We start from the raw sequence: 23,325 nt of genomic DNA, 5'->3' as shown, positions 1-23,325 counted from the left end.
CCCCCCTTCCCCCCTCTTCGTTCCTGTTGGAGGACCCAATGAGAGTGCGCGTGCTCGCCGCTGCCGCGGTGGCCGTCCTCACCGTGGCCGGCACGGCGTCGTGCGGCGGCTCGGCCGACGACTCCGGCGCCGTCACCCTGAAGCTCGGCTTCTACGCCGCCGCGGGCGACCCGGCCGACACGACCATGCGGCAGCTCGTCCAGGAGTTCACGGCCGCCAACCCGTCGATCAAGGTGCAGCTGGAGGTCGCGCCGTACGTCAAGTTCTTCGAACGGCTCAGGACGCAGATCGCCGGCGGCCAGGCGCCCCAGCTGTGGCTCTCGGACGGCGTGCTCGTGCAGGAGTTCGCCGCCCGCGGCGCGCTGGCCGACCTGAGCGACCGGGTCAAGACCGTCAACGCCGCCGACTACTCCGGCATCGACCTGAACCGCGACGCGGAGGGCCGGGTCTTCGGCTTCCCGCAGGGCGCCCAGACCCCGGTGCTCTTCTACAACAAGAAGATGTTCGCCGAGGCCAAGGTCGCCGAGCCGACGGCCGAGTGGACCTACGACGACCTGGCCGCCGCGGCCAAGAAGCTCACCAAGGACGCCAACGGCGACGGCAAGCCCGACACCTACGGCTTCCGCGCGTACTCGCCGGGGTTCACCGAGAGCTGGTGGCCCATCGTCAAGGCGTTCGGCGGGGACTTCGTCACCGAAGGGGGCCGCAAGGTCGTCGTCGACAGCCCGCAGTCCACGGCCGGCCTCGACTGGATGCTGGCCGCCATGGGCAAGGACGGCTTCGCCCCCGACTACGTGACCACCGAGGCCATGGGCAAGGGCGTCGTGCACACGCTGTTCGCGACCGGCCGGGTGGCCATGTCGTACGGCATCTACGCCCGTACGCTGCCCGCGGTGAGCGCCGGCGTCGACTTCGGCGTGGCGCCGCTGCCGAAGGGCCCGGCCGGGCGCGGCAACGTCGCGATCGTCAACTCGTGGGTGGTCAGCAAGGCCGCCTCCCCCGCGCAGGCCGACGCCGCGTGGAAGTGGATCACCTTCTTCTCCGGCGAGGGCCCGCAGCGCAAGTGGGCCGAGCTCGGCGAGGCGATCCCGATCAACAAGAAGGTCGCCTCCACGGCCCTGCCCGCCGACCGCGGCCCGGTCTTCCTGGAGTCGCTCGACGCGGCCACCGACCTCGGCACCAACGCCGTGTGGTCGGAGTACACCGAGGCCCTGGCCAAGCGCATGAACGAGGCGCTGTCGAACGCCACGCCGGTCGCCACCGCGCTCCAGACCGGGCAGAAGGAGGCCCAGGAGGTCATCGACCGCTTCTACGCCGGGAAGACGCAGTGACGGTGCTCACCAGGCGCTCCGGGCAGGTGGCCGCCGGACCGCGGCCGCCCGCCCGGCGGCGGCGCTCGGGCGAGCGGGCCTGGGCCTTCGCGTTCGCCTCGCCCTACCTGCTCCACCTGGTCGCGCTGGCCGCCTGGCCGCTGCTGGCCTCGCTGTTCTTCAGCATGACCGAGTACGACCTGATGTCCCCGCCGAGGTTCGTCGGGTTCGGCAACTTCACCCGCCTGTTCGGCGACCCGGTCTTCTGGCGCACCCTGGGCAACACCGCCTACTTCGCGGTGCTGTTCGTCCCGGCGCAGACGGCGCTGGCCCTGGCCCTGGCGGTCGCGCTCAACCAGCGGCTGCGCGGCATGGCGCTGTTCCGCGCGGCCTACTTCGTCCCGGTCGTCTCCTCGTGGGTGGTCGTCGCCTACGTGGCCGACGCGGTCTTCAACCCGCAGACCGGCATCGCCAACCAGGTGCTCGGCCTCCTCGGGCTGCCGGCCGAGAACTGGTTGCAAGACCCCGCGCTGGTGATCCCCACGCTGGCGGCGGTCGCCGTCTGGAAGGGCGTCGGCTACATGGCGGTGCTCTTCCTGGCGGGCCTGCAGGCCATCCCCGAGGAGCGCTACGAGGCGGCGAAGATCGACGGCGCGTCGGCCTGGAACCGGTTCCGGTACATCACCCTGCCGGGCATCTCCGGCACCACGTTCCTGGTGCTGGTGCTCACCTCCATCGAGACGCTGCAGTCGTTCGAGCAGGTCTTCGTGATGACGGACGGCGGGCCGCACGGCGCGAGCGAGCTGACCGTGCTCTACCTCTACCGGCAGGGTTTCCAGTTCTTCCAGATGGGCTACGCCTCGGCCGTGGCGTGGGTGCTGTTCGTGCTGGTGCTCGCGCTGACCCTGGTGCAGTTCCGGCTCCAGCGCAGGTGGGTGCACTATGCGTAAGACCGTCTCGTACGTGCTGGTGCTGGCGGGGGCGGCGGTCATGTTGCTGCCGTTCGTCGCGGCGCTCGGCAACTCGCTCAAGAGCTTCGCCCAGTACATCCAGGTGCCTCCCGCGTGGCTCCCCGACCCGGTCCAGTGGGACAACTACGCCGAGGTGTGGCGGCGCACGCCGTTCGGGCTCTACCTGCTCAACAGCCTGGTGATCGCGGTGCTCGCGGTCGCCGGGAACGTGCTGACCAGCGCCATGGTCGGGCACTCGCTGGCCAGGATGCGGCTGCCGGGCAAGCAGGCGCTGCTGACGATGGCCCTGGGCACGATGATGTTGCCGACGGTCATCACGATCGTCCCGAACTTCCTGCTGTTCCGCTCGCTGGGCTGGCTGGACTCGATGTTGCCGCTCATCGTGCCGTACTGGCTGGCCACGCCGATCGGGATCTTCCTGATGCGGCAGACGTTCCTCGGCATCCCCAAGGACTTCGAGGAGGCGGCCGGCCTCGACGGCGCCAACCCCTGGCAGGTCTTCTGGCGCATCCACCTGCCGCTGGCCAAGCCCGCCCTGGCCACGCTCGCGGTCTTCACCTTCACCACGTCGTGGAAGGCCGTGCTGGAGCCCACGATCTACCTCACCTCGCCGGAGAACTACACGCTGCCGGTCGGCGTGCTGAGCCTGAAAGGGCAGTTCGTCGGCAACGACCAGCTCGTGACGGCCGCGGCGATGATGAGCCTGCTGCCGATGCTGATCGTGTTCGTGCTGGCCCAGCGTTACTTCGTCCGCGGAACCATGTCCGCGGGTCTCAAGGGCTGAGATCAGGCCCTTCGTCCGATTCGGAAAGGAAATCGTGACCACAACATCCGGGCTGCGCCTGGGCGTCATCGGCGCGGGCACCATCGCGGAGTTCCACGTGGCCGCCGCCCGCCAGAGCGCCGGGCAGGTGAAGGTCGCCGCGGTGTGCGACGTGCGGGCCGAGGCGGCCGAGAAGCTGGCCGCCGAAGCCGGCGCCCGCGTCTTCACCGACCACCGGGCGATGCTCGACGCGGGCGGCCTCGACGCGGTCGTGATCACCGTGCCGCACGCCCTGCACGCCCCGATCACCCTCGACGCCGCCGCGGCCGGGCTGCACGTGCTCGTGGAGAAGCCGATCGCCACCACGCGCGAGGACGCCGTCCGCATGATCGAGGCGTGCCGGGCGGCCGGCGTCGTGTTCGCGGTCGGGCACGTCCTGCGCTTCGTGCCGATGCTGCGCGCGGCGGCCGGCTTCCTCTCCTCCGGCGAGCTCGGCCAGGTCGTGGTGGCCGCCGAACGGCGCACCGCCGACTACGCCGACCCCTCGCGCCCCCGCTGGTTCCTCGACGCCGACATGGCCGGCGGCGGCATCGTGCTCAACGTCGGCACGCACAGCATCGACAAGCTCCAGATGCTCGTCGGCTCGCCGATCGTCGAGGTGACCGCGCACGTCGCCGGGCCCGCCGGCGGGTCGGTGGAGACCGAGGCGGTCGCCCTGGCCCGGCACGCCGACGGCACCCGTTCGACGATCTCCGTCACCGGCACCGGCCTGCCGTTCACCGACGAGGCGGAGATCGTGTGCGGCGAGGGCGCGGTGCGCATCAGCCGCGGCGAGGGCGTCTGGTCCTTCCGGGGCGGCGTCGCCACCCAGGTCGCCGCGCCCGGCATCGGCGAGATGGCCACCGCCTTCGCCGCGCAGCTCGCCGACTTCGCGCGGGCCTGCGCCGGCCGGACCGCCCCCGAGGTCACCCCCGAGTACGCCCTGTCGGTCCTCGACGTCGCCCTGGCCGTCTACGAGTCCGCCCGCCGGGGTTCCACCGTCACAGTGAAGGGACAGTCATGAACCCGCTCGCGTTCAGCACGCTCGGCATGCCGGGCGCACCGGCCGAGGAGGTCGTCGCCACCGCCGCCCGGTACGGCTGCGCCGCCGTCGAGCTGCGCTGCGCCGAAGGTGAGATCGTCGCGCCGGACACCCCCGACGCCGAGCTGCGCTCGATCGCCCGGACGTTCGCCGCGGCCGGGATCGGGATCGTCGCCGTGTGCTCCTACACCCGCGTGGCCCGGCCGGACGGCGACCCGGTGGCCGAGGTGCTGCGCCACGTCGAGATCGCCGAGGCGCTCGGCTCGCCGTACGTGCGGGTCTTCGGCGGCGTCGAAGGGCAGGACGACCCGGCCGCCACCGCGACTCGGAGGCTCGCGGACGTGGCCGGGCGGCTCCCCGACAACGGCGTGGACGTGCTGCTGGAGACGCACGACGTGTTCCTGACGGGCGAGGCGATCGCCGGGGTGCTGGCCGGGGTCGGCTCGCCGCGCGTCGGCGCGCTGTGGGACGTGGTCAACCCGTGGCGGGCGGGCGAGAGCGCCGCGGCCACGGCGGACGCGCTGGCGCCGTACCTGCGGCACGTGCAGATCAAGGACGCCGCCTCGCCCGCCGACCTCGCGCCCGTGCTGCCGGGCAAGGGCGCGGTGGGCGTGCCCGCCGTGCTGGCCGAGCTGGACCGGATCGGGTACGCGGGCTTCCTGGCGCTGGAGTGGGAACGCGCCTGGTACCCCGACGCGGCGCCCGTCGGCGAGGCCCTGGCCGCCTTCCGAACGGTGCTGGGACGATGATCCCCCTGGCCGCCTCGGCGCGTCCGGAGGAGGGAACGTTCCAGCCGGGCGTGCGCGCGCCCGTACGCGGGCCGCACGCCGCCCTGGCCAGGGAGCTGCTCGGCCCGGCCGCGGGCGGCGACGCCTCCGGCGGGATCGAGCTGCGCCTGGTGTCCGACCCGTCGCTCGGCGCGGAGGGCTACACCCTGGCCGTCACCCCGGAACGGGCCGTGATCTCCGCGGCGGACGTCGCCGGGCTGCGCTGGGGCGTGCAGACGTTGCGCCAGCTCGACGGCCCGGACGGCGTGCCCTGCGGGACCGTGCGCGACGTGCCCAGGTACGCCTGGCGCGGCGTGATGATCGACGTGGCCCGCTGGTGGCGCCCGGTGTCCTTCCTGCGCTCGTACGTCGACCTGCTGGCGCTGCACAAGTTCAACGTGCTGCACCTGCACCTGACCGACGACCAGGGCTGGCGGTTCGAGGTGCGCGGGCACCCGCGGCTGACCGAGGTCGGGTCCCGCCGCGCCGGGTCGCCCGCCGGGCACGCCCGCGAGGGCCGGTCCGACGGCACCCCGCACGGCGGCTTCTACACCCAGCGGGAGCTGCGCGACCTGGTGGAGTACGCGGCGGCGCGCGGGGTGACCGTGGTCCCCGAGATCGAGTTCCCCGGCCACTCGCAGGCCGCCATCGCCGCCCTCCCGTGGCTGGGCCACTCCTCCGGGACGCCCGTCCGGGTGCGTACGGAGTGGGGCATCTCCTCGCACGTGCTCAACGTGGGCGACCGGGCCGCCGGGTTCGCCCGCGACGTGCTCGACGAGCTGTGCGACGTGTTCCCGTCCAGGTACGTGCACATCGGCGGGGACGAGGTGCGCGGCGAGGAGTGGGCGGCCGACTCCGAGGCCGCGCGGCGGGTCGCCGAGGCCGGGCTCGACGGGCCGCGGGCCCTGCTCGGCTGGTGGGGCCGGCTGCTCGCCGATCACCTGCGCGGGCTCGGCCGCCGCGCGGTGGCCTGGGACGACATGCTCGACCACGACCCGCCCGAGGACATGGTGATCATGGCCTGGCGGGGCGTGGACCGGGTCGAGGCGGCCCTGCGCGCCGGGCACGACGTGGTCGCCGCGCCGCACACGCACACCTACCTCGACTACGCCGAGTCCGACGCCCCGGGCGAGCCGGTCAGCATCGCCGGGCCGCTCCCCCTGGAGACGGTCTACGGCTACGACGCCGGCGAGTCCGTCCTCGGCATGCAGGCCCAGCTGTGGGGCGAGTACCTGCCCACCAGGGAACGCTTCGACTACAACGCCTTCCCGCGCCTGTGCGCCGTGGCCGAGGCGGCCTGGTCGGCGGGCCGCGACCTGGACGGCTTCACCCGGCGGCTGGCCGACCACCTACCTCTGCTGGACCGGCTGGGCGTGGCCTACCGGCGACCCGAAGGAGCCGCCCGTGTTCACCTCTGAGCAGGAGCTGGAGGACCGGCTGTCCACCCCGTCGGCCGCGCTGACCGCCGACGTCGCCGGGCTGGACGGCGACCTCGTCGTGCTCGGCGCGGGCGGCAAGATGGGGCCGAGCCTGGTCCGGCTGGCCCGGCGCGCCCTGGAGGCGGCGGGCCGCGGCTCGGCCCGTGTGTACGCGGTGTCCCGCTGGTCGGACGCCCGGGCGGCGCGCGCGCTGGCCGACGAGGGGGTCGAGGTGGTGGCCCACGACCTGATGTCGGGCGGCGACCTGGCCGGGCTGCCCGACGCGGCCAACGTCGTGTTCATGGCGGGCGCCAAGTTCGGCACGTCGGCGGCGCCGTACCAGGCGTGGGCGGTCAACGCGGCGCTGCCGGCCGCCGTGGCCCGGCGCTACCGCGACTCCGCGATCGCGGTGTTCTCCACCGGCAACGTGTACCCGCTGGTGGACGTGGCCGGCGGCGGCAGCGCGGAGGAGGACCGGCCGGACCCGGTGGGCGAGTACGCGATGAGCTGCCTCGGCCGGGAACGCGTCTTCGAGCACGCCGCCGCCGCGTACGGCGCCAGGGTCGCGATCCTGCGCCTGAACTACGCCGTGGACCTGCGCTACGGCGTGCTGGCCGACCTCGCGGCCACCGTGGCGGCGGACGAGCCGGTCGACCTCACCACCGGGCACGTCAACGTCGTGTGGCAGGGGTACGCGAACGAGGTCGCGCTGCGGTCGTTGCGCCACGCACGCGCCCCGGAGGCGTTCGTCCTGAACCTGACCGGCCCGGAGACCGCCTCGGTGCGCCGCACGGCGGCCCGGCTGGCCGCCGCGATGGGGACGCGGGCGTCCTTCACCGGCGTCGAGAGCGGCACCGCGCTGCTCAACGACGCCTCGCGCTGCCACGGCCTGTTCGGCTACCCGGACGTGCCGCTGGACACCCTGATCGCGTGGCAGGCCGCCTGGCTGTCGCGCGGGCTGCCCCTGTCGGGCAAGCCGACCAAGTTCGCGGTACGCGACGGGAGGTTCTGAGATGTCGATCGGCCTGCTGCGGGAGGGGACGGTCATCCCCGCCCATCCGCTGGCGCTGACCGCCGGGCGCGCCCTGGACGAGCGCCGCCAGCGCGCGCTCACCCGCTACTACCTGGCCTCGGGCGCGGGCGGCGCGGCCGTGGCGGTGCACACGACGCAGTTCGAGATCCGCCGGGCCGGGCTGCTGCGGCCGGTGCTGGAGCTCGCCGCCGAGGTCGTGGGCGAGGAGGCGGGGCGGCCGTTCGTCATGGTCGCGGGCGCGTGCGGCGACACCGCCCAGGCCGTGGCGGAGGCGGAGCTCGCGGCCTCGCTGGGCTACCACGCCGTGCTGCTGTCGCCCCAGGTGCCCGGGGCGGGCGAGCCGGAGCTGCTGGCGCGGGCCAGAGCGGTCGGCGAGGTGCTGCCGGTGATCGGCTTCTACCTGCAGGAGGCGGTGGGCGGGCGGCGGCTCGGCCCGTCGTTCTGGAGGTCGCTGAGCGAGCAGGAGTCGGTGGTGGCGATCAAGATGGCGCCCTTCGACCGGTATCGCACGGTGGACGTGGTCAGGGCGGTGGCGGCGTCGGGCCGCGACGACCTCGCGCTCTACACCGGCAACGACGACAACATCCTGGCCGACCTGCTCGCCCCCGTCGCGGGCCGCCGGATCGTCGGCGGGCTGCTCGGCCAGTGGGCGGTGTGGACGCGGGCGGCGGTGCTCATGTTCGAGGAGGTCCGCCGGGCGTGGGCGGGGGACGACGAGGTCCTGCGTTCCCTGCTGGCCCGCGCCGGCGACCTCACCGACGCCAACGGCGCGGTGTTCGACGTGGCGGGCGGGTTCCACGGCTGCATCGCCGGGGTGCACGAGGTGCTGCGCCGCCAGGGCCTGCTGGCCGGGACCTGGTGCCTGGACCCGGGTGAGGGGCTGTCGCCGGGGCAGGCGGCGGAGATCGCGCGGGTGAGCGCGGCCTATCCGTGGCTGGTGGACGACGAGTTCGTCGCCGCGCACCTGGACGACTGGCTGCGCTGAGACGCCGTCCGGGGCCGGGACACGCGTCCCGGCCCCGGATTCCGCGCGTCAGACGGACCAGTGAGCCGTGGACAGGGCGCGGACGGCGTCCTCGTCCACCTCGACGCCGAGGCCGGGGCCGGTGGGCACCAGGGCCGTCCCGTCCGAGACCTCCACCGTCCGGCCGCCGACGTACGCCGAGCGCACGAACTGACGGCCGTTGAGGTCTACCGGGGTGTCCACGCCGAAGGCCGCGAACAGGTGCAGCGAGGCGGCGAACCCCAGGTCGGTGTCCGTCAGCCCCGAGCCCATGATGCGCAGCCCGGCGTCCTCGGCGAACTGGCAGAGCCGGCGCGACAACGTCAGCCCGCCCGACCGCTGCACCTTGGCGATGGCGATGTCGACGGCGTCGAGCTTGACGAACGTGGCCAGGTCGGAGGGGTGGCGCAGGCTCTCGTCCAGCGCGACCGGGAGCGGGCTGTGGTCGCGCAGGCGGCGCAGCCCGGTGACGTCGTTGGCGGGCAACGGCTGCTCGAAAGCCGTCACGTCGAAGTCGGCGAGCCGTCGTGCCATGCGCAGCGCGCCGTCCACGGTGTAGCCCTGGTTGGCGTCGACCCACAGGGGCGCGTCGGGGGCCGCCTCCCTGACGGCCGCGACGACGGCCAGGTCCGTCGCCTCGTCATGCAGGCCGACTTTGACCTTGAACGCCCGGTAGCCCTCCGCCCGCCCCTCCTCGACCGCCTGCCGCACCTCACCGGGCGTCTGACCGGCCACGATCCAGCCCAGCGTGATCCGGTCGAGACGGCGCTGGCCCCACAGCACGCCGACGGGCACGCCGAGGGCCCGGCCGAGCAGGTCGTGCAGTGCGATGTCGAGCGCGGACTTGGCGATGGGCGACCCGATCGTCAGCCCGCGGTTGATCACCTTCTCGTAGGCCGCGCAGGCGCCGTCCAGGTCCCAGGCGGGGCGGCCGAGAAGGGCGGGGGCCAGGTAGCCGGCGATCGTCGTCGAGATCGTCTCCACGGTCTCGTACGTCCAGGCGGGCGTCGGGGTGGCCTCGCCCCAGCCGGTCACCCCGCCCGCCGTCACCTTGACGAGAACCCGCTCGGCGGGCCGCCCCTCGGTGGTGACGTTTCCTCCTGAAATGCTGAACGAACGGATGGACGGCAATTCCACGACGAATATATCGATACGTTCGACGACCAGCGATTTCATCATTCTCCAATGGGCAGGAATTCATGCTTACCCGAGCATTTAAGCCTCCCGAATCTAGCACGTCGGAAATGATTCACGAATCAATGGCAGGAATTCATGCGGCAAATGCGAGGGCCCTTTCCCCCCGGGCCCGTGGCCGCATCCGGACGTTGACCGGCGCCCGGCGCGGGCGCAGGCTTCGGTGGTCCCCACTTCTCCCGTTCACGACGAGGTGATCGAGATGGCCGGAACCCGTCCCGCCCTTCCGGACGCGACCAGCGACAGCTTCCTGGCCGAGGCACTGAACGAGGCCAACGCCTACCGCGCCAAGCACCACGCGCCCCCCATGGAGATGGACGCCAAGCTCGTCGCGTACGCCAAGGAGCGCGCGTCCTCCCGCTCCGAGTACGCGAAGCTGTCGGCCGGCCACGACGGCCTGCGCGACACCACGGGCGAGAACATCTTCTGGGGCATGACCTCCGGCACCACGCCGAAGACCGCCGCCGACGCGGTGACCGCCTGGTACGACGAGATCGCGGACTACAACTGGGCCAACCCGCCCGGCGACCCGGCCAGGACCGGCCACTTCAGCCAGCTCGTCTGGAAGGACACCAGGAGGGTCGGCGCGGCCCGCGTCGCGGGCCAGGGCCCCGACGGGTTCGAGACCTACATCGTGTTCGTCTTCGAGAACCCGGGCAACTACGAGGGCGAGTTCCCCCAGAACGTCCTGCCCGCCTGACGACGCGCCCCCAACCGGTCAGGGGGCGGCGAGGGCCCCCTGACCACGGGCCGCCGGCCGCGGCGGGCGGCCGGCGGTCACGGGTCGGTGCCCTGGTAGGCGACGTGATCCTCGTCGAAGATGTCCCCCGCCGAGATCACGATGCGCGGGTCGGGCACGCCGACGACCTCGGCGTCCTTCTCGTCGTAGTCGAAGAGACTGAGCACGTGGCGCATCGCCTCCAGCCGGGCGCGTTTCTTGTCGTTGCTCTTGATGACCGTCCAGGGCGCCGACTCGGTGTCGGTGTGCAGGAACATGTCCTCCTTGGCCTGGGTGTACTCGTCCCATTTGCGGAGAGAGGCCAGGTCCATCGGCGACAACTTCCACTGCCGTACGGGGTCCACCTGACGGATGATGAACCGGGTGCGCTGCTCGGCCCGCGAGACCGAGAACCAGAGCTTGACCAGGTGCAGCCCCGAGTCCACCAGCAGGTTCTCCAGCCGGGGCACCTGTTCCATGAACTCCAGGTACTCGTGCACGTCGCAGAAGCCCATGACCCGCTCGACCCCCGCCCGGTTGTACCAGGAGCGGTCGAACAGCACGATCTCCCCGTTGGCCGGCAGGTGGGCGATGTACCGCTGGAAGTACCACTGGCCGCGCTCGCGCTCGCTCGGCTTCTCCAGCGCGACCACCGTGGCCCCACGCGGGTTGAGGTGCTCCATGAAACGTTTGATCGTGCCGCCCTTGCCGGCCGCGTCGCGCCCCTCGAACAGCACCACCAGCCGGCGGCCGGTGCCCTTGATCCAGTACTGGAGCTTGAGCAGCTCGATCTGCAGCAGCCGCTTGTCCCGCTCGTACGTCTCCCGGGACAGGCGCTCGTCGTAGGGATAGTGCTGCCGCCAGGTGTCGACCGGACGGCCGTCGGCGCGCACCAGCACCGGATCGTCGTCGTCGCTGTCGTCCACCCACAACCCGGGGGTGGTGTCGAGCAGTTCGCTGTGCTCCGCGGCCGCCAGGGGGGCGAGGACCGTGGGATGCTCGTCGTCCGGACCGGTCATGCGGCCCGCGACCGGATGTTCGCGTTCATGGCATCCTCTCTTCACCGGACGCGGGCGGGCTAATCGTGCCGGCGCCCGCCACTCCTGGAATTCGCCCCGAGGCGGCGGCCCGTTCAGCTCGTGGCCCCCAGGCGTCCGCGCACCTGGGCGAGCAGGTCGTGCGGCAGGGGGGCGTAGCCGTACAGGGCCAGGTAGGACTGGCCGGCGTCGCCGGCGGTGTAGTCGAGGAAGGTGCGCACCAGCGGGTCCGCCCGGCCCGCGCAGATGATCTCGTACGTGACCTGGACGATCGGGTAGGCGCCGGGGACCGCCCGCAGGTGGTCGAAGGACAGCACCAGCCCGTTCGGGAGGTTCGCGACCGTGGCGCCCTGAAGGGCCTTGCTGGCGCTCTCGGGCGACAGCGTGACGAACTGGCCGGCGGCGTTGCGCACGTCCGCGGTGTTCAGCAGGGCGCTGCTGGCGAAGCCGTACTCGACGTACCCGATCGAGTCCCCGGTGTGCTGGAGGACCTGCGTCATCCCGCTGGAGCTGGTCACGCCCTGGCCGACGCCGGTCCACGTCCTGGACGGCTGGTGCGGCCAGCCGCCGGTCGCCCGCAGGAACTCGGTCAGGTTCTGCGTGGTGCCGGACTGGCCGGAGCGGTGGAAGACGTGGATGCGGGTGCCCGGCAGGCCCTCGCCGGGGTTGTCGGCGGCGATCTCGCGGGCGTTCCACTTGGTGATGCGCCCGGTGAAGATTCCGGTCAGGGTCGCGGGCGACAGGCGCAGGGCGGGCACGGCGGCCACGTTGTAGGCCACCGCGACCGGGGAGACGACCATCGGCAGGTGCTCGGCCGGGCCGCCGCACCGCCGGTCGGCGCGCGCCTGCTCCCACGGGGTCATCGGCACGTCCGAACCGGCGAACGCGCTGCGTCCCGCGATGAAGTCCTCGATGCCGCGGTCGGAGCCGTTGGGTTCGTAGGTGACGCGCAGTTCGGGGTGGACGCGGTGGAACTCGCCGATCCAGGCGTCCATGGCGCCCTTCTGCGAGGTCGAGCCCGAGCCCCGCAGCCACGCGACGACCGGCTCGGGGGCGGAACCGTCCTCGCTGCTCATGCTCAGGAACACGGCCCCGGCCGCGGCGGCGGCCCCGGCGACCAGCACGAGCACGGTGACCAGGACCGACTTGGCCGTCCATGTCAGCCTTGCCATTGCACCAGGCTATGAACTGGTCGCGTCCGGACGCGTCATCCCGGGGTCAAGCCCTCGGACATGAACGGTTACCGTGTCGCCAAGCCGGCCGGCCGTCCCGTACGGCTCGGACATGTTCACCGCATGGACATCACTTGGACGGAAAGATGTCCGGCGAGACGTACAGGATCGTGTCCCGCAAAGTACTTCTCTGCCCGATTCGTTCCATATGGGGGCGTCATGCATTCCTCGTCCAAGCGGCGCCTGACCGCCTCGGCCACCACCGCGCTCGCCGCCGCTCTCGCGGTCGTCGCCGTCAGCCCGGTCCTGTCCGCCGACGCGTCCAGCAGTGGCAGGGGCCGCGCCCGTAGCGTGATCTTCATCAACGGCGACGGGATGGCGGCCGCCCATCGCGAGGCCGCCCGCCTCTACCTGGCCGGCCTCGACGGCCAGCTCACCATGGACCAGCTCCCGGTCTCCGGCCAGCTCACCACCAGCCCGCACGACCCCAAGACGGCCATCACCGACTCCGCCGCGGCCGCCACCGCCTGGGCCACCGGCGTCAAGACCTACAACGGCGCCATCAGCGTCGACGTGGACGGCAAGCCGCTGCCCACCCTCGGGCAGCAGGCCAAGCAGGCCGGCAAGTCCACCGGGCTGGTCACCACCGCCCAGGTCACCGACGCCAGCCCCGCCGCGTTCTTCGCCCAGACCGCCAACCGCTCGGCCCAGGACGAGATCGCCCGCCAGTACCTGGCCGTGAGCAAGCCGGACGTCATCCTGGGCGGCGGCGAGGACTGGTGGCTGCCCGCCGGCACCCCCGGCGCCTGGCCCGACAAGCCCGCCGAGGACCCGACCGAGGCCAGCAAGGGCACCAAGGGCAACCTCGTCGACCAGGCGAAGGCCGACGGCTACCAGTACGTCTCCAACGCCCAGCAGCTCGACTCCGCCCGCCGCGGCAAGCTGCTCGGCCTGTTCGGCAACGAGGAGATGTTCCAGCAGCGCGCCGAGGGCGAGGGCGACGTCTACTCCCCCGCCGTCGACCTGGCCACCATGACCAAGAAGGCGCTCGACACCCTCTCCACCAACAAGAAGGGCTTCTTCCTGCTGGTCGAGGAGGAGGGCATCGACGAGTTCGCGCACGAGAACAACGCCCCGCGCACCCTTCAGGCGCTGGAGTCGCTGGAGAACGCCGTCAAGGTCGCCCGCGCCTACGTGGACGCCAACCCCGACACGCTGCTGGTCATCACCGGCGACCACGAGTGCGGCGGCCTGACCGTCGAGGACACCTCCACCGGCGACGAGAGCGGCACCGCCCCCTCGACCGAGGACGGCCCGTTCCCCGTCAAGGGCAGCAAGCTGCAGTTCGTCATGGACTGGACCACCGGCGGCCACACCGGCGCCGACGTCCCCGTGACCGCCGTGGGCCCGCTGGCCGAGCAGTTCACCGGCAAGCACCCCAACACCCACGTGCACGAGGTCCTCTCCCAGATCCTCACCTCACGCCACTGACCCCCGGCGAGAGTTCAGCCGGCCGCCTCGGTCAGGAGCCGGGCCAGGGCGGCCGGCTCGGTGATCATGGGCCAGTGCCCCGAGTCGAGGTCGACGAGGTCGAGGTGCTTGACCCGGGCCAGCTCGGGGACGTCGCCCCCGTCGATCCACTCCCGCGCCTGGGCGGGGGTGAACTCCGGGCACACGACAACGGCCGGCACCTCGAACCGCCGCTCGTCCGTCAGCCGCACCACGCCCTTGGCCACCCCCTCCGGGACGGGGACCGCGGCGGCGGCGAAGCTCCGCCGAGCCTCCTCGTCGAGGTCGGCCGCGTCCGGCCCCTCGAACGGCTCCCACCCGGGGAACGGCATGACGCCGTCCGCGATCTCGAAGAAGTCGGCGTAGGCGGCGCCGTCGGCGGCGGGGAAACCACCGATGAAGGCGACCTTGCCCACCTTGTCCGGCCGCGCGTCGGCGGCCAGCCAGGCCAGGGTGCAGGCCGCGGAATGACCGGCCACCAGGGGCCTGCCGTGCGCCGCGTCCACGGCGGTGAGCACCGCGGCCACCTGGTCGGCGAGCGTGGCCGGGGCGGCTCCGTCCCCCTGGCCGGGGAGCGCGACCGGCACGGGACGGTGGCCGAGCGCCTCGATCGCGGACGCCACCTCGTCCCAGGCGGAGGCGTCGAGCCACAGGCCGCCGATGAGCAGGATGTCCATGTCAGTCCTCTTTCTGTAGTGCGTTCAGGTCGCGTTCCGCGTAGAGCCGGTGTTCCCATTCCTCGTGCAGGACGATGTACAGGCACTCCTTGAGGGGGAATCCGGTCAGCCGCGGCCAGCCGGGCTCGTCGCGGGTGACGTCCGCGGCGAGCCGCTCGGCCGTGAGCGAGGCGACGACCTGGCCGACCATCGCCTGACGGGCGCGGCGGACCGCCAGCACCTCCTCCAGCGAGGGCTGTGCCTCGCGGTCCCACGGGACGCCGTCCCAGCCGGGCGCCTCGTCCCAGGGCAGGTCGAGCGGGTGCCACGGCGAGACGTCGCCCACGATCATCCGGCCGACCCAGGCGGCCGAGGCGAAGTTGAGGTGCCGCAGCGTCTGGATGAAGGCCCATTCGCCGTCGACGCTCCGGTGCAGCCGCGCCTCCGGGAACGTCGCGGCGCGGGCGAGGGTGCCCGCCCACAGCCGTCGCAGGATCGCCCACGCCTCGGCGAACCCCTCGGGGTCCTCGGGGCGCATCCGGGCGCGCTCGGGCATGCGGCGGTTCAGCTCGGCCTCGACGAGGGGGACGATGTCCACGCCGTTCACCACGACGTTCCGCAGCTCGCCGCTGATCTCCACGTCGACGAGCTCGACGCCGCTCAGCCGCAGGCCGGACAGGTCGGCCGCGCGTACGCGGGCGTCATGGAGGCCCACCCGCGCGAAGGTGGCCTTCCGCAGGTGCACGCCTTCGACGTGCACGTCTTCCTGGAAGTCGGTCATGGCGGCCCACGTTAGGGGGTGTTCCGGACGTTCTACTTCCGGATCTCGCCCTGACCGTTCTAGTCTGCTCGGATGCCGGCCGAACTCAGCCCCACCGCGCGGGCCCTGCGCGCCCTGGAGGTCCTTCAGCGGCGTCCGGGCGTGACGGCCGGCGAGCTGGCCGCGTCCCTGGGCGTGACCGAACGCGCCGCCCGCCGGTACGTCGGGATCCTGCGGGAGGCGGGCATCCCCGTCGAGTCGGCCAGAGGCCCCTACGGCGGCTACCGGCTCGGGCGCGGCACCAGACTGCCGCCGGTCGCCTTCACCGAGCCCGAGGCGCTCGGCCTGGTCATGGCGGTGCTCGACGGCCAGCCAGCCGCCGCCGACGCCGACGACCTGGTGGGCGCCGCCCTGTCCAAGGTCATCCGGGCCCTGCCGGAAGGCGTCGGACGGCAGGCCGCCGCGCTGCGCGAGCACGCCTCCGCCGCCCCCGACCGGTACGCGGCCCGTCCCGGCATCGCCGTGACCAGCGCGCTCGTCGCCGCGTCCGCGGCCCGGCGGCGGGTGCACATCACCTATCGCAGCGGGTCGGGCAAGGAGTGGGAGGCCGAGGTCGATCCCTGGGCGGTCGTCGTCCGGTACGGGCGCTGGTACCTGCTGTGCCACTCCCACCGCGCCGGCGCGATCCGCACCTACCGGGTGGACCGCGTCCGAACCGTACGTCAGGGCACCCTCGGCTTCCGGCCGCCCGACGGCCTCGACCCGGTGGCGGCGCTGGAGGAGAACCTGGGCACCGGATGGGCGTACTCCACCCGCGTGGTCTTCGACGCGCCCCTGGCCGAGGTCGCGCCCTGGGTCCGCCCGCCCATGGGGCGGCTCGAACCGTACGGGGAGGGCTGCGTGCTGGTCGGGAGCACGGGCAACCCGGCCATGTACGCCCAGGAGTGGTTGCCGGCCGTGCCGTTCGCCTTCCGCGTCGAGGGCGGGCCCGAGCTGCGCGCGGCGGTCGCGACCCTGGCGGCCCGCCTCACCGCCGCGCTGTCCGGTTAACCCGTTCCGTCCTGCCCAGGTCAGCCCGCCTCCGGCCACTCCGGTCAACGCGCCTCCGGCCTATCCGGTCAACGCGCCTCCGGCCTGTCCGGTCAGCCCGCCTGCGGCCGCCCGGCGTCGGCGGCCGCGGGCGCCGAGGATCAGGGCGGCCAGCACGGACGCCGCCGCCGAGGCCAGCAGGATCGCGCCCTTGGCCTGGGTCAGGTGCGCCGGGCCGGTGTAGGAGAGCTCGGCGATCAGCAGCGAGACGGTGAACCCGATCCCGCCCAGGACGCCCACACCGGCGATGTCGCTCCAGCTCAGCCGCGGGTTGAGGTGGGCGCTGGTGAGGCGCGCGGTGAGCCACGCCGCGCCGACGATGCCCAGCGGCTTCCCCGCCACCAGCCCGGCCAGCACGCCCCAGGTCACGGTCCCCGCCCAGAAGCCGTCCGCCCCCGACAGGGAGATCCCGGCCGACAGCAGCGCGAACACCGGCAGCACCACCCCGGCGCAGAACGGCCGCAGCGCGTGCTCGGCGCGCTGGGAGGGCGGCTCCTGCTCGCCGGCGCGCGGCCGGGTGCGCATCAGCAGGCCCATCGCCACGCCGGCGATGGTCGCGTGCACCCCGCAGGCGTGCGTCAGCGCCCAGATCAGCACGGCGAGCGGCCCGTACAGCAGCCACGCGGGCAGCGCGCGGCGCACGGCGGTGACCGCGCGGCCCCGCCCGTGCTGCAGGTACGCCCACACGCACAGCCCGGCGGTGGCTCCGGCCAGGGCGGCGAGATTGAGGCCCGAGGTGTAGCCGACGGCGATGACGACGACCGCGCACACGTCGTCCACGGTCGCCAGCGTCAGCAGGAACGTCCGCAGCGGCGTGGGCAGGCCGCGGCCCACGACGGCCAGGACGGCGAGCGCGAAGGCGATGTCGGTGGCCATCGGCACCCCCCAGCCGTTGACCGCCTCTCCCGGCGCGGCGACGTTCACCGCCAGGAACAACAGCGCGGGGATCACCACACCGCCGAGCGCGGCCACGACGGGCAGCGCGGCGCGGCGCGGGTCGCGCAGCTCGCCGTGCACGAGCTCCTGCTTGAGCTCGTTGCCGACAATGAAGAAGAACACCGCCAGCAGCCCGTCGGCGGCCCACGCCTGCGCGCTCAGCCGCAGGTCCAGCCCGGACGGGCCGAACGACCACGTGCGCAGGGCCTCGTAGGAGTCGGCGAGAGGCGAGTTGGCCCAGGCCAGCGCGGCCAGGGCGGCGACGATGAGCAGCACGCCGCCGACCGCGTCGGAGCGGAGGGCGGTGATGATCCGCGACATGAAGGAAGAACTCCAGAACAATAAGAACAATTCGGGCCAACGACTACACCGCCCCCAGCCATGCGGAACCTTCACACAACCTTCAGCCGCACGGCGAAGCCTCCGCACGGCGCAGCACTTCCGGCCGCTGTGCGGCGTTTCGCTTGATGGAGGGCTTGCAGGGCGCCGCGCAGGCCTTTGCGTGGTGCGCGGCTTTCAGCGGTCTCCGGCTGTGCGGGCCGCCGCCTGGCGGAGGGCTCTCAGTGGGCCTGCGGCGGGCGGATGCCCGGGATCACGCCCCACGTGCTGACATAGCCGTTCGTGCCGACCGGACGGAACTCCAGCGGACGCAGCGGGCGGGCGTGCCACTCGCGGGCGAAGTGAAGGCAGGAGCGGAACTCGCGCACCCTTGCCTCCCATTTGTCCGGCCCTATCCCCCTACCACCCTACAAGTTCCCGCCGCCCCTTGAATCCGGTACCCAGGTACGGGGTTACCGTCATGACATGACCACAGGCCTCCCCCTTCACCAGGGTTCCCAGGACCGGACGCCGTCCACATGCACGCGGCACACCGACGTCCTGGACGCTCTCCAGCCCAGAGCCGCCGGGCGGCACGCGTGAGCCCCGAGCCGGAGGAGCCGTACCTGCGCAGCGGGCAGGTCGCCGAGCAGGCCGGGGTCAACATCCAGACCCTGCGGTACTACGAGCGCCGCGGCCTGCTCGCCGAGCCGCGGCGCAGCCCGGGCGGGCACCGCGCGTACCCGCCCGGGACCGTCGCCCTGCTCACCGTGATCAAGGCCGCCCAGCGGCTCGGCTTCACCCTGGACGAGGTCGCCGCCCTGATCGACACCGGCCGCCGCCACCCCACGCCCGACCTGCGCGCCCAGGCCCAGGCAAAGATCGACGAGATCGACGCGAAGATCGCGGACCTGACCACCGTCCGGGAGTCGCTGACCCAGGTGGTCGCCGCCGGCTGCGACAGCCTGACCGGCTGCACCTGCCCCGACTGCCCCCTCCCCGCCACCGCCCTCGCGGATACGATGTACTGACCGTCATGACGATGATCCGCTCACTGCTGCTGTTCGCCTTGGCCGCGCTCGCCGAGATCGGCGGCGCGTGGCTGATCTGGCAGGGTGTGCGCGAGCAACGCGGCCTGCTGTGGATCGGCGGCGGCGTCGTCGCCCTCGGCCTCTACGGCTTCGTCGCCACCCTCCAGCCGGACGCCAACTTCGGCCGCATCCTGGCCGCGTACGGCGGCGTCTTCGTCGCCGGGTCCCTGGTGTGGGGCATGGTCGCCGACGGCTTCCGTCCCGACCGCTGGGACGTCATCGGCGCCCTGATCTGCCTGGTCGGCGTCCTCGTCATCATGTACGCCCCTCGCACCTGACCCTCGCCTCGCACCCGGGCCGTCGCCCGAGACCTTGCCCCGCTCAGCCCGTCGCCCCCCGGAGAGCCCGTGTTCGCCGGTGTGATGGCCGCCGCGCTCGCTGGTGCGGGCCTCCTGGGCCGCTTTCACGACATCGGCGTCAGCGCCACCGTCTGACCGGCCCCCGACGCGCCTGGAGGCGGCACCGGTGTCGATGCCGCCTCCAGACTCGCGCGCTCCCTGACGGCACCCCGGTCGGGGGCTACCGCCAGGCGGGTGTCCCTCAGTCGTCGTCGCCGTGGTCGTCGCCCTGGTCGCTGCCCTGGTCGTCGCCCTGGTCGTCGCTCTTGGCGCCGGCCTTGTCGCCGCCGTGGTCGTCGTTCTGGTCGCCCGCCTGGTCCTCCGCCTGGTCGTCCGCCTGGTCGTCCTCGGCCTCGTCGTCGCTGTCGGCGGTCTGGGCGTTCTTCTGGTCGCCCTGCTGGGCGTCCGTGCGATCGTCGGCGTGGTCGTCGGCGTCGTCGTCCGTTTCCTCGGCGAGGACGGTGCCCTTGGTGGCGTCCACGGTGATCTCGTGCTCGATGCCGTCGGCGGCGTCGATGTCGATCTCCCAGACCTGGCCCTCGTCCTCGTTCTCCAGCTCGGCCGAGGTGACCTTGCCGCCCGGCACCTTCTCCAGCGCCGTCTTCTCGGCCTGCTCCTGGGGGACCGCCGGAGCCGGGGCCGACGTGGCGGCGGACGTGGGGCCGGACGTGGGGCCGGACGTGGGGCCGGATGTGGGGCCGGATGTGGGGGTGGAGGCGGTGGCGAAGGCCGTGCCGGCGCCCGCGGCGAGCACGGTGGCCGTGGCCAGTCCAGCGATGATCATAGGCTTGCGCATGCGGAAAACCCTCCGTTGCGTGGTCGTCGTCCTGACGCCTCCCACAGTGGCCGCCGGCACGATAGCGACGAACTGCGAGAACCCTAACGTCCGGTTAAGGCCCGCATCGGAGCCTCACGACCGCCACGCCCGGCTGAGAGGGGCCTACTCGTAGCGGGCGCGGCGAGCGATCTTCTCGAACCCGAGACCTTGGAAGAGGGCGGCAGAGGCCGGGTTGTTGACGTTGACGTCCAGGAAGACCTGGACGGCCCCGCCGTCACGCATACGGCCGAGCGCCGCGACGGCCAGTGCCCGCGCCAGCCCGCGCCGCCGCCACCCGGGCACGGCGCCCACCTGGACCAGGAACTCGTCCGCGCACGTCACGAAGCCGACGGCGACGCCCGCTTCACGCGCCACCAGCGAGCAGCCCGGCAGGAACCCGTCGTCCACCAGCCAGTCGACCCACTGCTCCCGCGACCACCCGGGAAAGCCGGGACGATCCGCGAAGGACGCCGCGTACGCCTGGTAGAAGGCCCCTTCGCTGTCCGGGGACCACTCCTCGACCGCCACCTCCGGCGGCATCGGCACGGACGGCAACGGCACGGTCAGGTCGCGCCGGAAGACGTCCTCGGCGAACGCCTGACGGAACCCGCGCGCCAGGAACAGCGCGTGCGCCTGCGGGGTCAGCGACTCGGTCTCCAGCCGCCCGGCCCCCGGCTTCACGGCCAGCCGGTCGAGCAGGCCGGACCCGAGCCCGCGGCCGCGGTGGCCGGGGTCGACCAGGCCGGTCGCCGCCGTCGTCTCGCCCACCGGCCGCACCGCCCCGCAGGCCACCAGCTCGCCTTCCGCGAACGCGCCCACCGCCGGGCCCCCGGTGTACCTGCGTTCCAGGAAGGACGGCGACGCGGTCGCCGGGAGCCCACCGTCGCGCGCCGCGCACCTGCCGGCCAGGGCGGTGATCGCCGGCAGGTGCGCGGCGGACAGCTCGGCCCATTCGATGGTGGTCACTGCGGTCTCCTTCGCATACAGATGATCAAGTGTCCCATCGCGCCGGAGGTGACGGAGAGCCCAGGTGGGTGCGCCCGGTCAGCCGGGCCCGGGGACGCAGTCGAGGATGACGTTGCCGAGCGGGGTGTGACGCACCTCCGCCACGTCGAGCCCCGCCCTCTCGGCGAGCGCGGCGTAGTCGTCGACCGTTCGTTCCCGGCCGCCGCTGAGGACCAGCATGCGCAGGTTCATCTCGGCGAACATGGCCGGATCGTCGCCGGAGCCGCCCCGGGACTCGATCACCACGATCCGCCCGTGCGGCCCAGCCGCGTCGGCGCAGCGCCGCAGGACGCGTACGGCCTCGTCGTCGCTCCAGTCGTGGATCACGCGCCTGAGCACGTAGACGTCGCCGCCCTCGGGCAGCGGCTCGAAGAAGCTCTGCGGGGCGAACGCGCACCGCTCGTCCAGCCCGAGCCCGGTCAGGGACCGCCGGCCGCGTTCCAGCGTGTCCGGCAGGTCGACGAGCGTGGCCCGGAGCCCGGAGTGGGCCTTCAGGAGCTCGGCGATCAGGGCGCCGGTGCCGCCGCCGACGTCGATGACGTGCCGTACGCCGGACCAGTCGTACCCCTCGGCCACGTCGGTGAGGTCGCCGGCCCCGGCGGCCATGAGGGCGTCGAACGACTCGCCCACCTCCCGATGGGCGGCGAGATGGTTCCAGATCGGGACGCCGAACACGGTCTCCCACGCCGGTTCCCCGGTGCGGACGGTGTGCAGCAGGCCGGTGAACGCGACGTCCATCTGCCCGCCGAAGCCGTCCAGGTCGAGCCGGTCCCGCATCATGGAGGGGTGGCCGGAGGCCAGCAGCGCGGCGGGCTCGTTGACCGCGAACACGCCGGGTTCTCGTTCGGCGTAGACGCCGCGGCAGGCGAGGTGGCGCAGCAGCCGCCCCAGCGCGTCGGCGTCGGTGCCGGTACGGCGGGCCAGCTCCTCGACGGGCAGCTCGTCGCCGCCCATCAGATCGGTCAGGCGCAGGGTGGCCGCGACGCGTACGGCCATCGGGGTGACCATGTCCGTGACGGGGGCCAGCACCTCCCACGCCGCTTCCCACGCCGTCGGTCGGACGGTCTCGTCGCTGGTGCCTGTCACGGCCGCAGCCCCCTTCTCCCCAAAGGATCAAGGCTCGCCCGCAACCTACCACGCGATCACCCACCCGGCCCCTCTCGCGAACAACCAGAAAATCCCGGGCCGTCACCGACACGCCCACCTGAGAACCGACCCGCCGCAGTGGTGGGTCAGCCCTCAGGGGACTGTCAGCCGAGGAGTTTGGAGAACAGGGCGCCGAGGCCGAAGCCGTCCAGGAGCGACTTCGGCCGGTCCTGCTCGGTGGTCGCCGCCGACAGGGGCACGTCCTCGGTGGCGCACGCCGACGGCCTGCCCACCAGGACGTCCAGCATCCTTCGGACGCCGAGCGCGTCGAGCAGCGACACCTGGGACGAGTCGGCCGCGATCGACCTGCCGGTGTCGGAGGAGCGGATGGTCGAGGTGCCGTCGGTGACGCAGGACTCGGGCCGGTTCATCAGCGCTTCGAGCACCGCCGTGGCTCCCTCGGAGTCCAGGAGGGACGTCGCCTCCGGATCGGCCGACCAGCCGACGTCCGAGAAGCCGATGTCCGACGAGCCGGCGTCGGCGGAGTCTGCGGCAGAGGAGGTGGCGACCGAGGAAGTGGCTGCGGAGGTGGCTGCGGGGTCGGTGGCCGGTGGGGCGGCGGGCGGGGTGCATCTCAGGGCGTCGGCGACGAGCGCCTCCAGGATCCGCCTGGCCAGCGCGTCACTGTCCGCGCCGCTCGTGGCCGGCGCGACGTCGCCCGGGTCGCCGCCCGTCCTGGCCGGTTGGACGTCCTCCTGCGCGTCCAGCAGGAACACGTAGTCATCCACGTCCAGCAGGAGCGCGTCGAGGAGGCCCGGGAACTCGGCGGCCGCGGCGAACGACGTGTCCTCCGGGAGCGGCTGCGCCCCCGGCCGGTCCGCCGGACGGACGAGCCCTTGCAGGAACGTCCGCACCGCCGAGGTGTCGAGCAGGGCGCTCGCCCCGGCCGGGGAGCCACTGGCGACCTCGATCCGGGCGGCGACGCATGGCGCGGCGGCGGCGCTGCCGTCCTCGGCCGTCGCCGGTGCCACCGCTGTCAGCAGCCCCACCGTGGTCAGGCCGAAGACGGCGATCGTTCTCATGCACATGGGTGCCTCCCGGCGACGTTACGTGATCATCCGCAACGATCATTACCCATAGCAGTGGATCAACTACTCTATGATTGCTTCTAGCCCTCTTTACCCGCCGAAACCGGGTCACCGCCCATGCTCTACCGTCTGCTGAGCGAACGACCGTCGAGCGGAAGGACCCCC

24 protein-coding genes are annotated in these 23,325 nt (G+C 72.9%); 13 read left to right on the top strand and 11 right to left on the bottom strand.

Going from position 1 to position 23,325, the window contains the following annotated elements:
* Nucleotides 1-38: 38 nt before the first annotated feature.
* The 8 genes from ACIA8R_RS47405 to ACIA8R_RS47370 are packed head-to-tail and all read left to right on the top strand — an operon-like array spanning nt 39 to nt 8,328.
* Entirely contained in the window at nt 39-1,331 is a 1,293-nt protein-coding gene (locus ACIA8R_RS47405) for an ABC transporter substrate-binding protein (RefSeq protein WP_397044490.1), read from the top strand.
* Complete coding sequence (locus tag ACIA8R_RS47400; RefSeq protein ID WP_357695507.1) at nt 1,328-2,260, top strand: sugar ABC transporter permease; 933 nt, start codon at nt 1,328-1,330, stop codon at nt 2,258-2,260. The genes ACIA8R_RS47405 and ACIA8R_RS47400 overlap by 4 nt, the downstream gene beginning before the upstream one ends.
* Nucleotides 2,253-3,065 (top strand): carbohydrate ABC transporter permease, encoded by an 813-nt coding sequence (locus tag ACIA8R_RS47395; RefSeq protein ID WP_397044488.1) that lies wholly within the window; start codon nt 2,253-2,255, stop codon nt 3,063-3,065. Before ACIA8R_RS47400 ends, ACIA8R_RS47395 begins: the two co-directional genes overlap by 8 nt.
* 34 nt (nt 3,066-3,099) lie before the next feature.
* Nucleotides 3,100-4,107: a Gfo/Idh/MocA family protein gene (locus ACIA8R_RS47390; protein ID WP_397044486.1), complete on the top strand. Its 1,008-nt coding sequence runs from the start codon at nt 3,100-3,102 to the stop codon at nt 4,105-4,107.
* Nucleotides 4,104-4,874, top strand: a complete 771-nt coding sequence (locus ACIA8R_RS47385) for a sugar phosphate isomerase/epimerase family protein (RefSeq protein ID WP_357695500.1) — start codon at nt 4,104-4,106, stop codon at nt 4,872-4,874. Before ACIA8R_RS47390 ends, ACIA8R_RS47385 begins: the two co-directional genes overlap by 4 nt.
* Nucleotides 4,871-6,310, top strand: coding sequence for a beta-N-acetylhexosaminidase (locus ACIA8R_RS47380; protein ID WP_397044484.1), 1,440 nt, complete (start codon nt 4,871-4,873; stop codon nt 6,308-6,310). The genes ACIA8R_RS47385 and ACIA8R_RS47380 overlap by 4 nt, the downstream gene beginning before the upstream one ends.
* Nucleotides 6,297-7,322 carry an NAD-dependent epimerase/dehydratase family protein gene (locus tag ACIA8R_RS47375; RefSeq protein ID WP_397044482.1) on the top strand — a complete coding sequence of 342 codons (1,026 nt, stop codon included), beginning with the start codon at nt 6,297-6,299 and terminating at the stop codon, nt 7,320-7,322. The genes ACIA8R_RS47380 and ACIA8R_RS47375 overlap by 14 nt, the downstream gene beginning before the upstream one ends.
* Before the next feature lies 1 nt (nt 7,323).
* Entirely contained in the window at nt 7,324-8,328 is a 1,005-nt protein-coding gene (locus ACIA8R_RS47370) for a dihydrodipicolinate synthase family protein (RefSeq protein WP_397044480.1), read from the top strand.
* A gap of 48 nt (nt 8,329-8,376) precedes the next feature.
* Here the strand turns inward: ACIA8R_RS47370 and ACIA8R_RS47365 are convergent, their stop codons facing one another.
* Entirely contained in the window at nt 8,377-9,525 is a 1,149-nt protein-coding gene (locus ACIA8R_RS47365) for an enolase C-terminal domain-like protein (RefSeq protein ID WP_364096742.1), read from the bottom strand.
* A gap of 217 nt (nt 9,526-9,742) precedes the next feature.
* Between ACIA8R_RS47365 and ACIA8R_RS47360 the strand changes: the two genes are divergently transcribed.
* Complete coding sequence (locus tag ACIA8R_RS47360) at nt 9,743-10,240, top strand: CAP family protein (RefSeq protein ID WP_357695490.1); 498 nt, start codon at nt 9,743-9,745, stop codon at nt 10,238-10,240.
* Between the two features lie 77 nt (nt 10,241-10,317).
* On the opposite strand, the gene ppk2 is transcribed toward ACIA8R_RS47360, so the two are convergent.
* Nucleotides 10,318-11,277 (bottom strand): polyphosphate kinase 2, encoded by a 960-nt coding sequence (ppk2, locus tag ACIA8R_RS47355; RefSeq protein ID WP_357695488.1) that lies wholly within the window; start codon nt 11,275-11,277, stop codon nt 10,318-10,320.
* Between the two features lie 113 nt (nt 11,278-11,390).
* A complete protein-coding gene (gene pstS, locus ACIA8R_RS47350) occupies nt 11,391-12,467 on the bottom strand; it encodes a phosphate ABC transporter substrate-binding protein PstS (protein WP_364096747.1) in 1,077 nt (358 codons plus the stop codon).
* A 219-nt stretch (nt 12,468-12,686) separates the two neighbouring features.
* Between pstS and ACIA8R_RS47345 the strand changes: the two genes are divergently transcribed.
* Entirely contained in the window at nt 12,687-13,958 is a 1,272-nt protein-coding gene (locus ACIA8R_RS47345) for an alkaline phosphatase (protein WP_397044477.1), read from the top strand.
* A gap of 14 nt (nt 13,959-13,972) precedes the next feature.
* Here ACIA8R_RS47345 and ACIA8R_RS47340 read toward each other — a convergent pair whose 3' ends face one another.
* A complete protein-coding gene (locus tag ACIA8R_RS47340) occupies nt 13,973-14,653 on the bottom strand; it encodes an alpha/beta fold hydrolase (protein ID WP_397044475.1) in 681 nt (226 codons plus the stop codon).
* A 1-nt stretch (nt 14,654) separates the two neighbouring features.
* Nucleotides 14,655-15,413: a DinB family protein gene (locus tag ACIA8R_RS47335; protein WP_397044473.1), complete on the bottom strand. Its 759-nt coding sequence runs from the start codon at nt 15,411-15,413 to the stop codon at nt 14,655-14,657.
* A gap of 72 nt (nt 15,414-15,485) precedes the next feature.
* Between ACIA8R_RS47335 and ACIA8R_RS47330 the strand changes: the two genes are divergently transcribed.
* Complete coding sequence (locus tag ACIA8R_RS47330) at nt 15,486-16,442, top strand: helix-turn-helix transcriptional regulator (protein ID WP_397044471.1); 957 nt, start codon at nt 15,486-15,488, stop codon at nt 16,440-16,442.
* A gap of 60 nt (nt 16,443-16,502) precedes the next feature.
* Here ACIA8R_RS47330 and nhaA read toward each other — a convergent pair whose 3' ends face one another.
* Entirely contained in the window at nt 16,503-17,738 is a 1,236-nt protein-coding gene (gene nhaA, locus ACIA8R_RS47325; RefSeq protein ID WP_397044469.1) for a Na+/H+ antiporter NhaA, read from the bottom strand.
* 239 nt (nt 17,739-17,977) lie between these two features.
* Entirely contained in the window at nt 17,978-18,124 is a 147-nt protein-coding gene (locus tag ACIA8R_RS47320) for a hypothetical protein (RefSeq protein WP_397044467.1), read from the bottom strand.
* Between the two features lie 210 nt (nt 18,125-18,334).
* Here ACIA8R_RS47320 and ACIA8R_RS47315 point away from each other — a divergent pair, with 210 nt between their 5' ends.
* Both ACIA8R_RS47315 and ACIA8R_RS47310 read left to right on the top strand, forming a co-directional pair.
* The gene (locus tag ACIA8R_RS47315) at nt 18,335-18,766 is read left to right on the top strand and encodes a MerR family transcriptional regulator (protein WP_397044465.1); all 432 of its coding nucleotides are present in this window, start codon (nt 18,335-18,337) and stop codon (nt 18,764-18,766) included.
* Between the two features lie 5 nt (nt 18,767-18,771).
* Nucleotides 18,772-19,104 (top strand): YnfA family protein, encoded by a 333-nt coding sequence (locus tag ACIA8R_RS47310; protein ID WP_357695470.1) that lies wholly within the window; start codon nt 18,772-18,774, stop codon nt 19,102-19,104.
* 262 nt (nt 19,105-19,366) lie between these two features.
* Here ACIA8R_RS47310 and ACIA8R_RS47305 read toward each other — a convergent pair whose 3' ends face one another.
* The 4 genes from ACIA8R_RS47305 to ACIA8R_RS47290 all read right to left on the bottom strand — a co-directional run bounded on the left by ACIA8R_RS47305 (nt 19,367) and on the right by ACIA8R_RS47290 (nt 23,154).
* A complete protein-coding gene (locus ACIA8R_RS47305; protein ID WP_397044463.1) occupies nt 19,367-19,960 on the bottom strand; it encodes a PepSY domain-containing protein in 594 nt (197 codons plus the stop codon).
* A 144-nt stretch (nt 19,961-20,104) separates the two neighbouring features.
* Entirely contained in the window at nt 20,105-20,947 is an 843-nt protein-coding gene (locus ACIA8R_RS47300; RefSeq protein ID WP_397044461.1) for a GNAT family N-acetyltransferase, read from the bottom strand.
* 78 nt (nt 20,948-21,025) lie between these two features.
* Entirely contained in the window at nt 21,026-22,072 is a 1,047-nt protein-coding gene (locus ACIA8R_RS47295; RefSeq protein ID WP_364096779.1) for a methyltransferase, read from the bottom strand.
* 164 nt (nt 22,073-22,236) lie between these two features.
* Nucleotides 22,237-23,154 carry a hypothetical protein gene (locus ACIA8R_RS47290; protein WP_397044459.1) on the bottom strand — a complete coding sequence of 306 codons (918 nt, stop codon included), beginning with the start codon at nt 23,152-23,154 and terminating at the stop codon, nt 22,237-22,239.
* Nucleotides 23,155-23,325 lie beyond the last annotated feature (171 nt).

Origin of the sequence: Nonomuraea sp. NPDC051191, assembly GCF_044455665.1 — a bacterium.
Classification (GTDB): Bacteria; Actinomycetota; Actinomycetes; order Streptosporangiales; family Streptosporangiaceae; genus Nonomuraea.
This window is presented reverse-complemented; position numbering and strand designations above follow the sequence as displayed.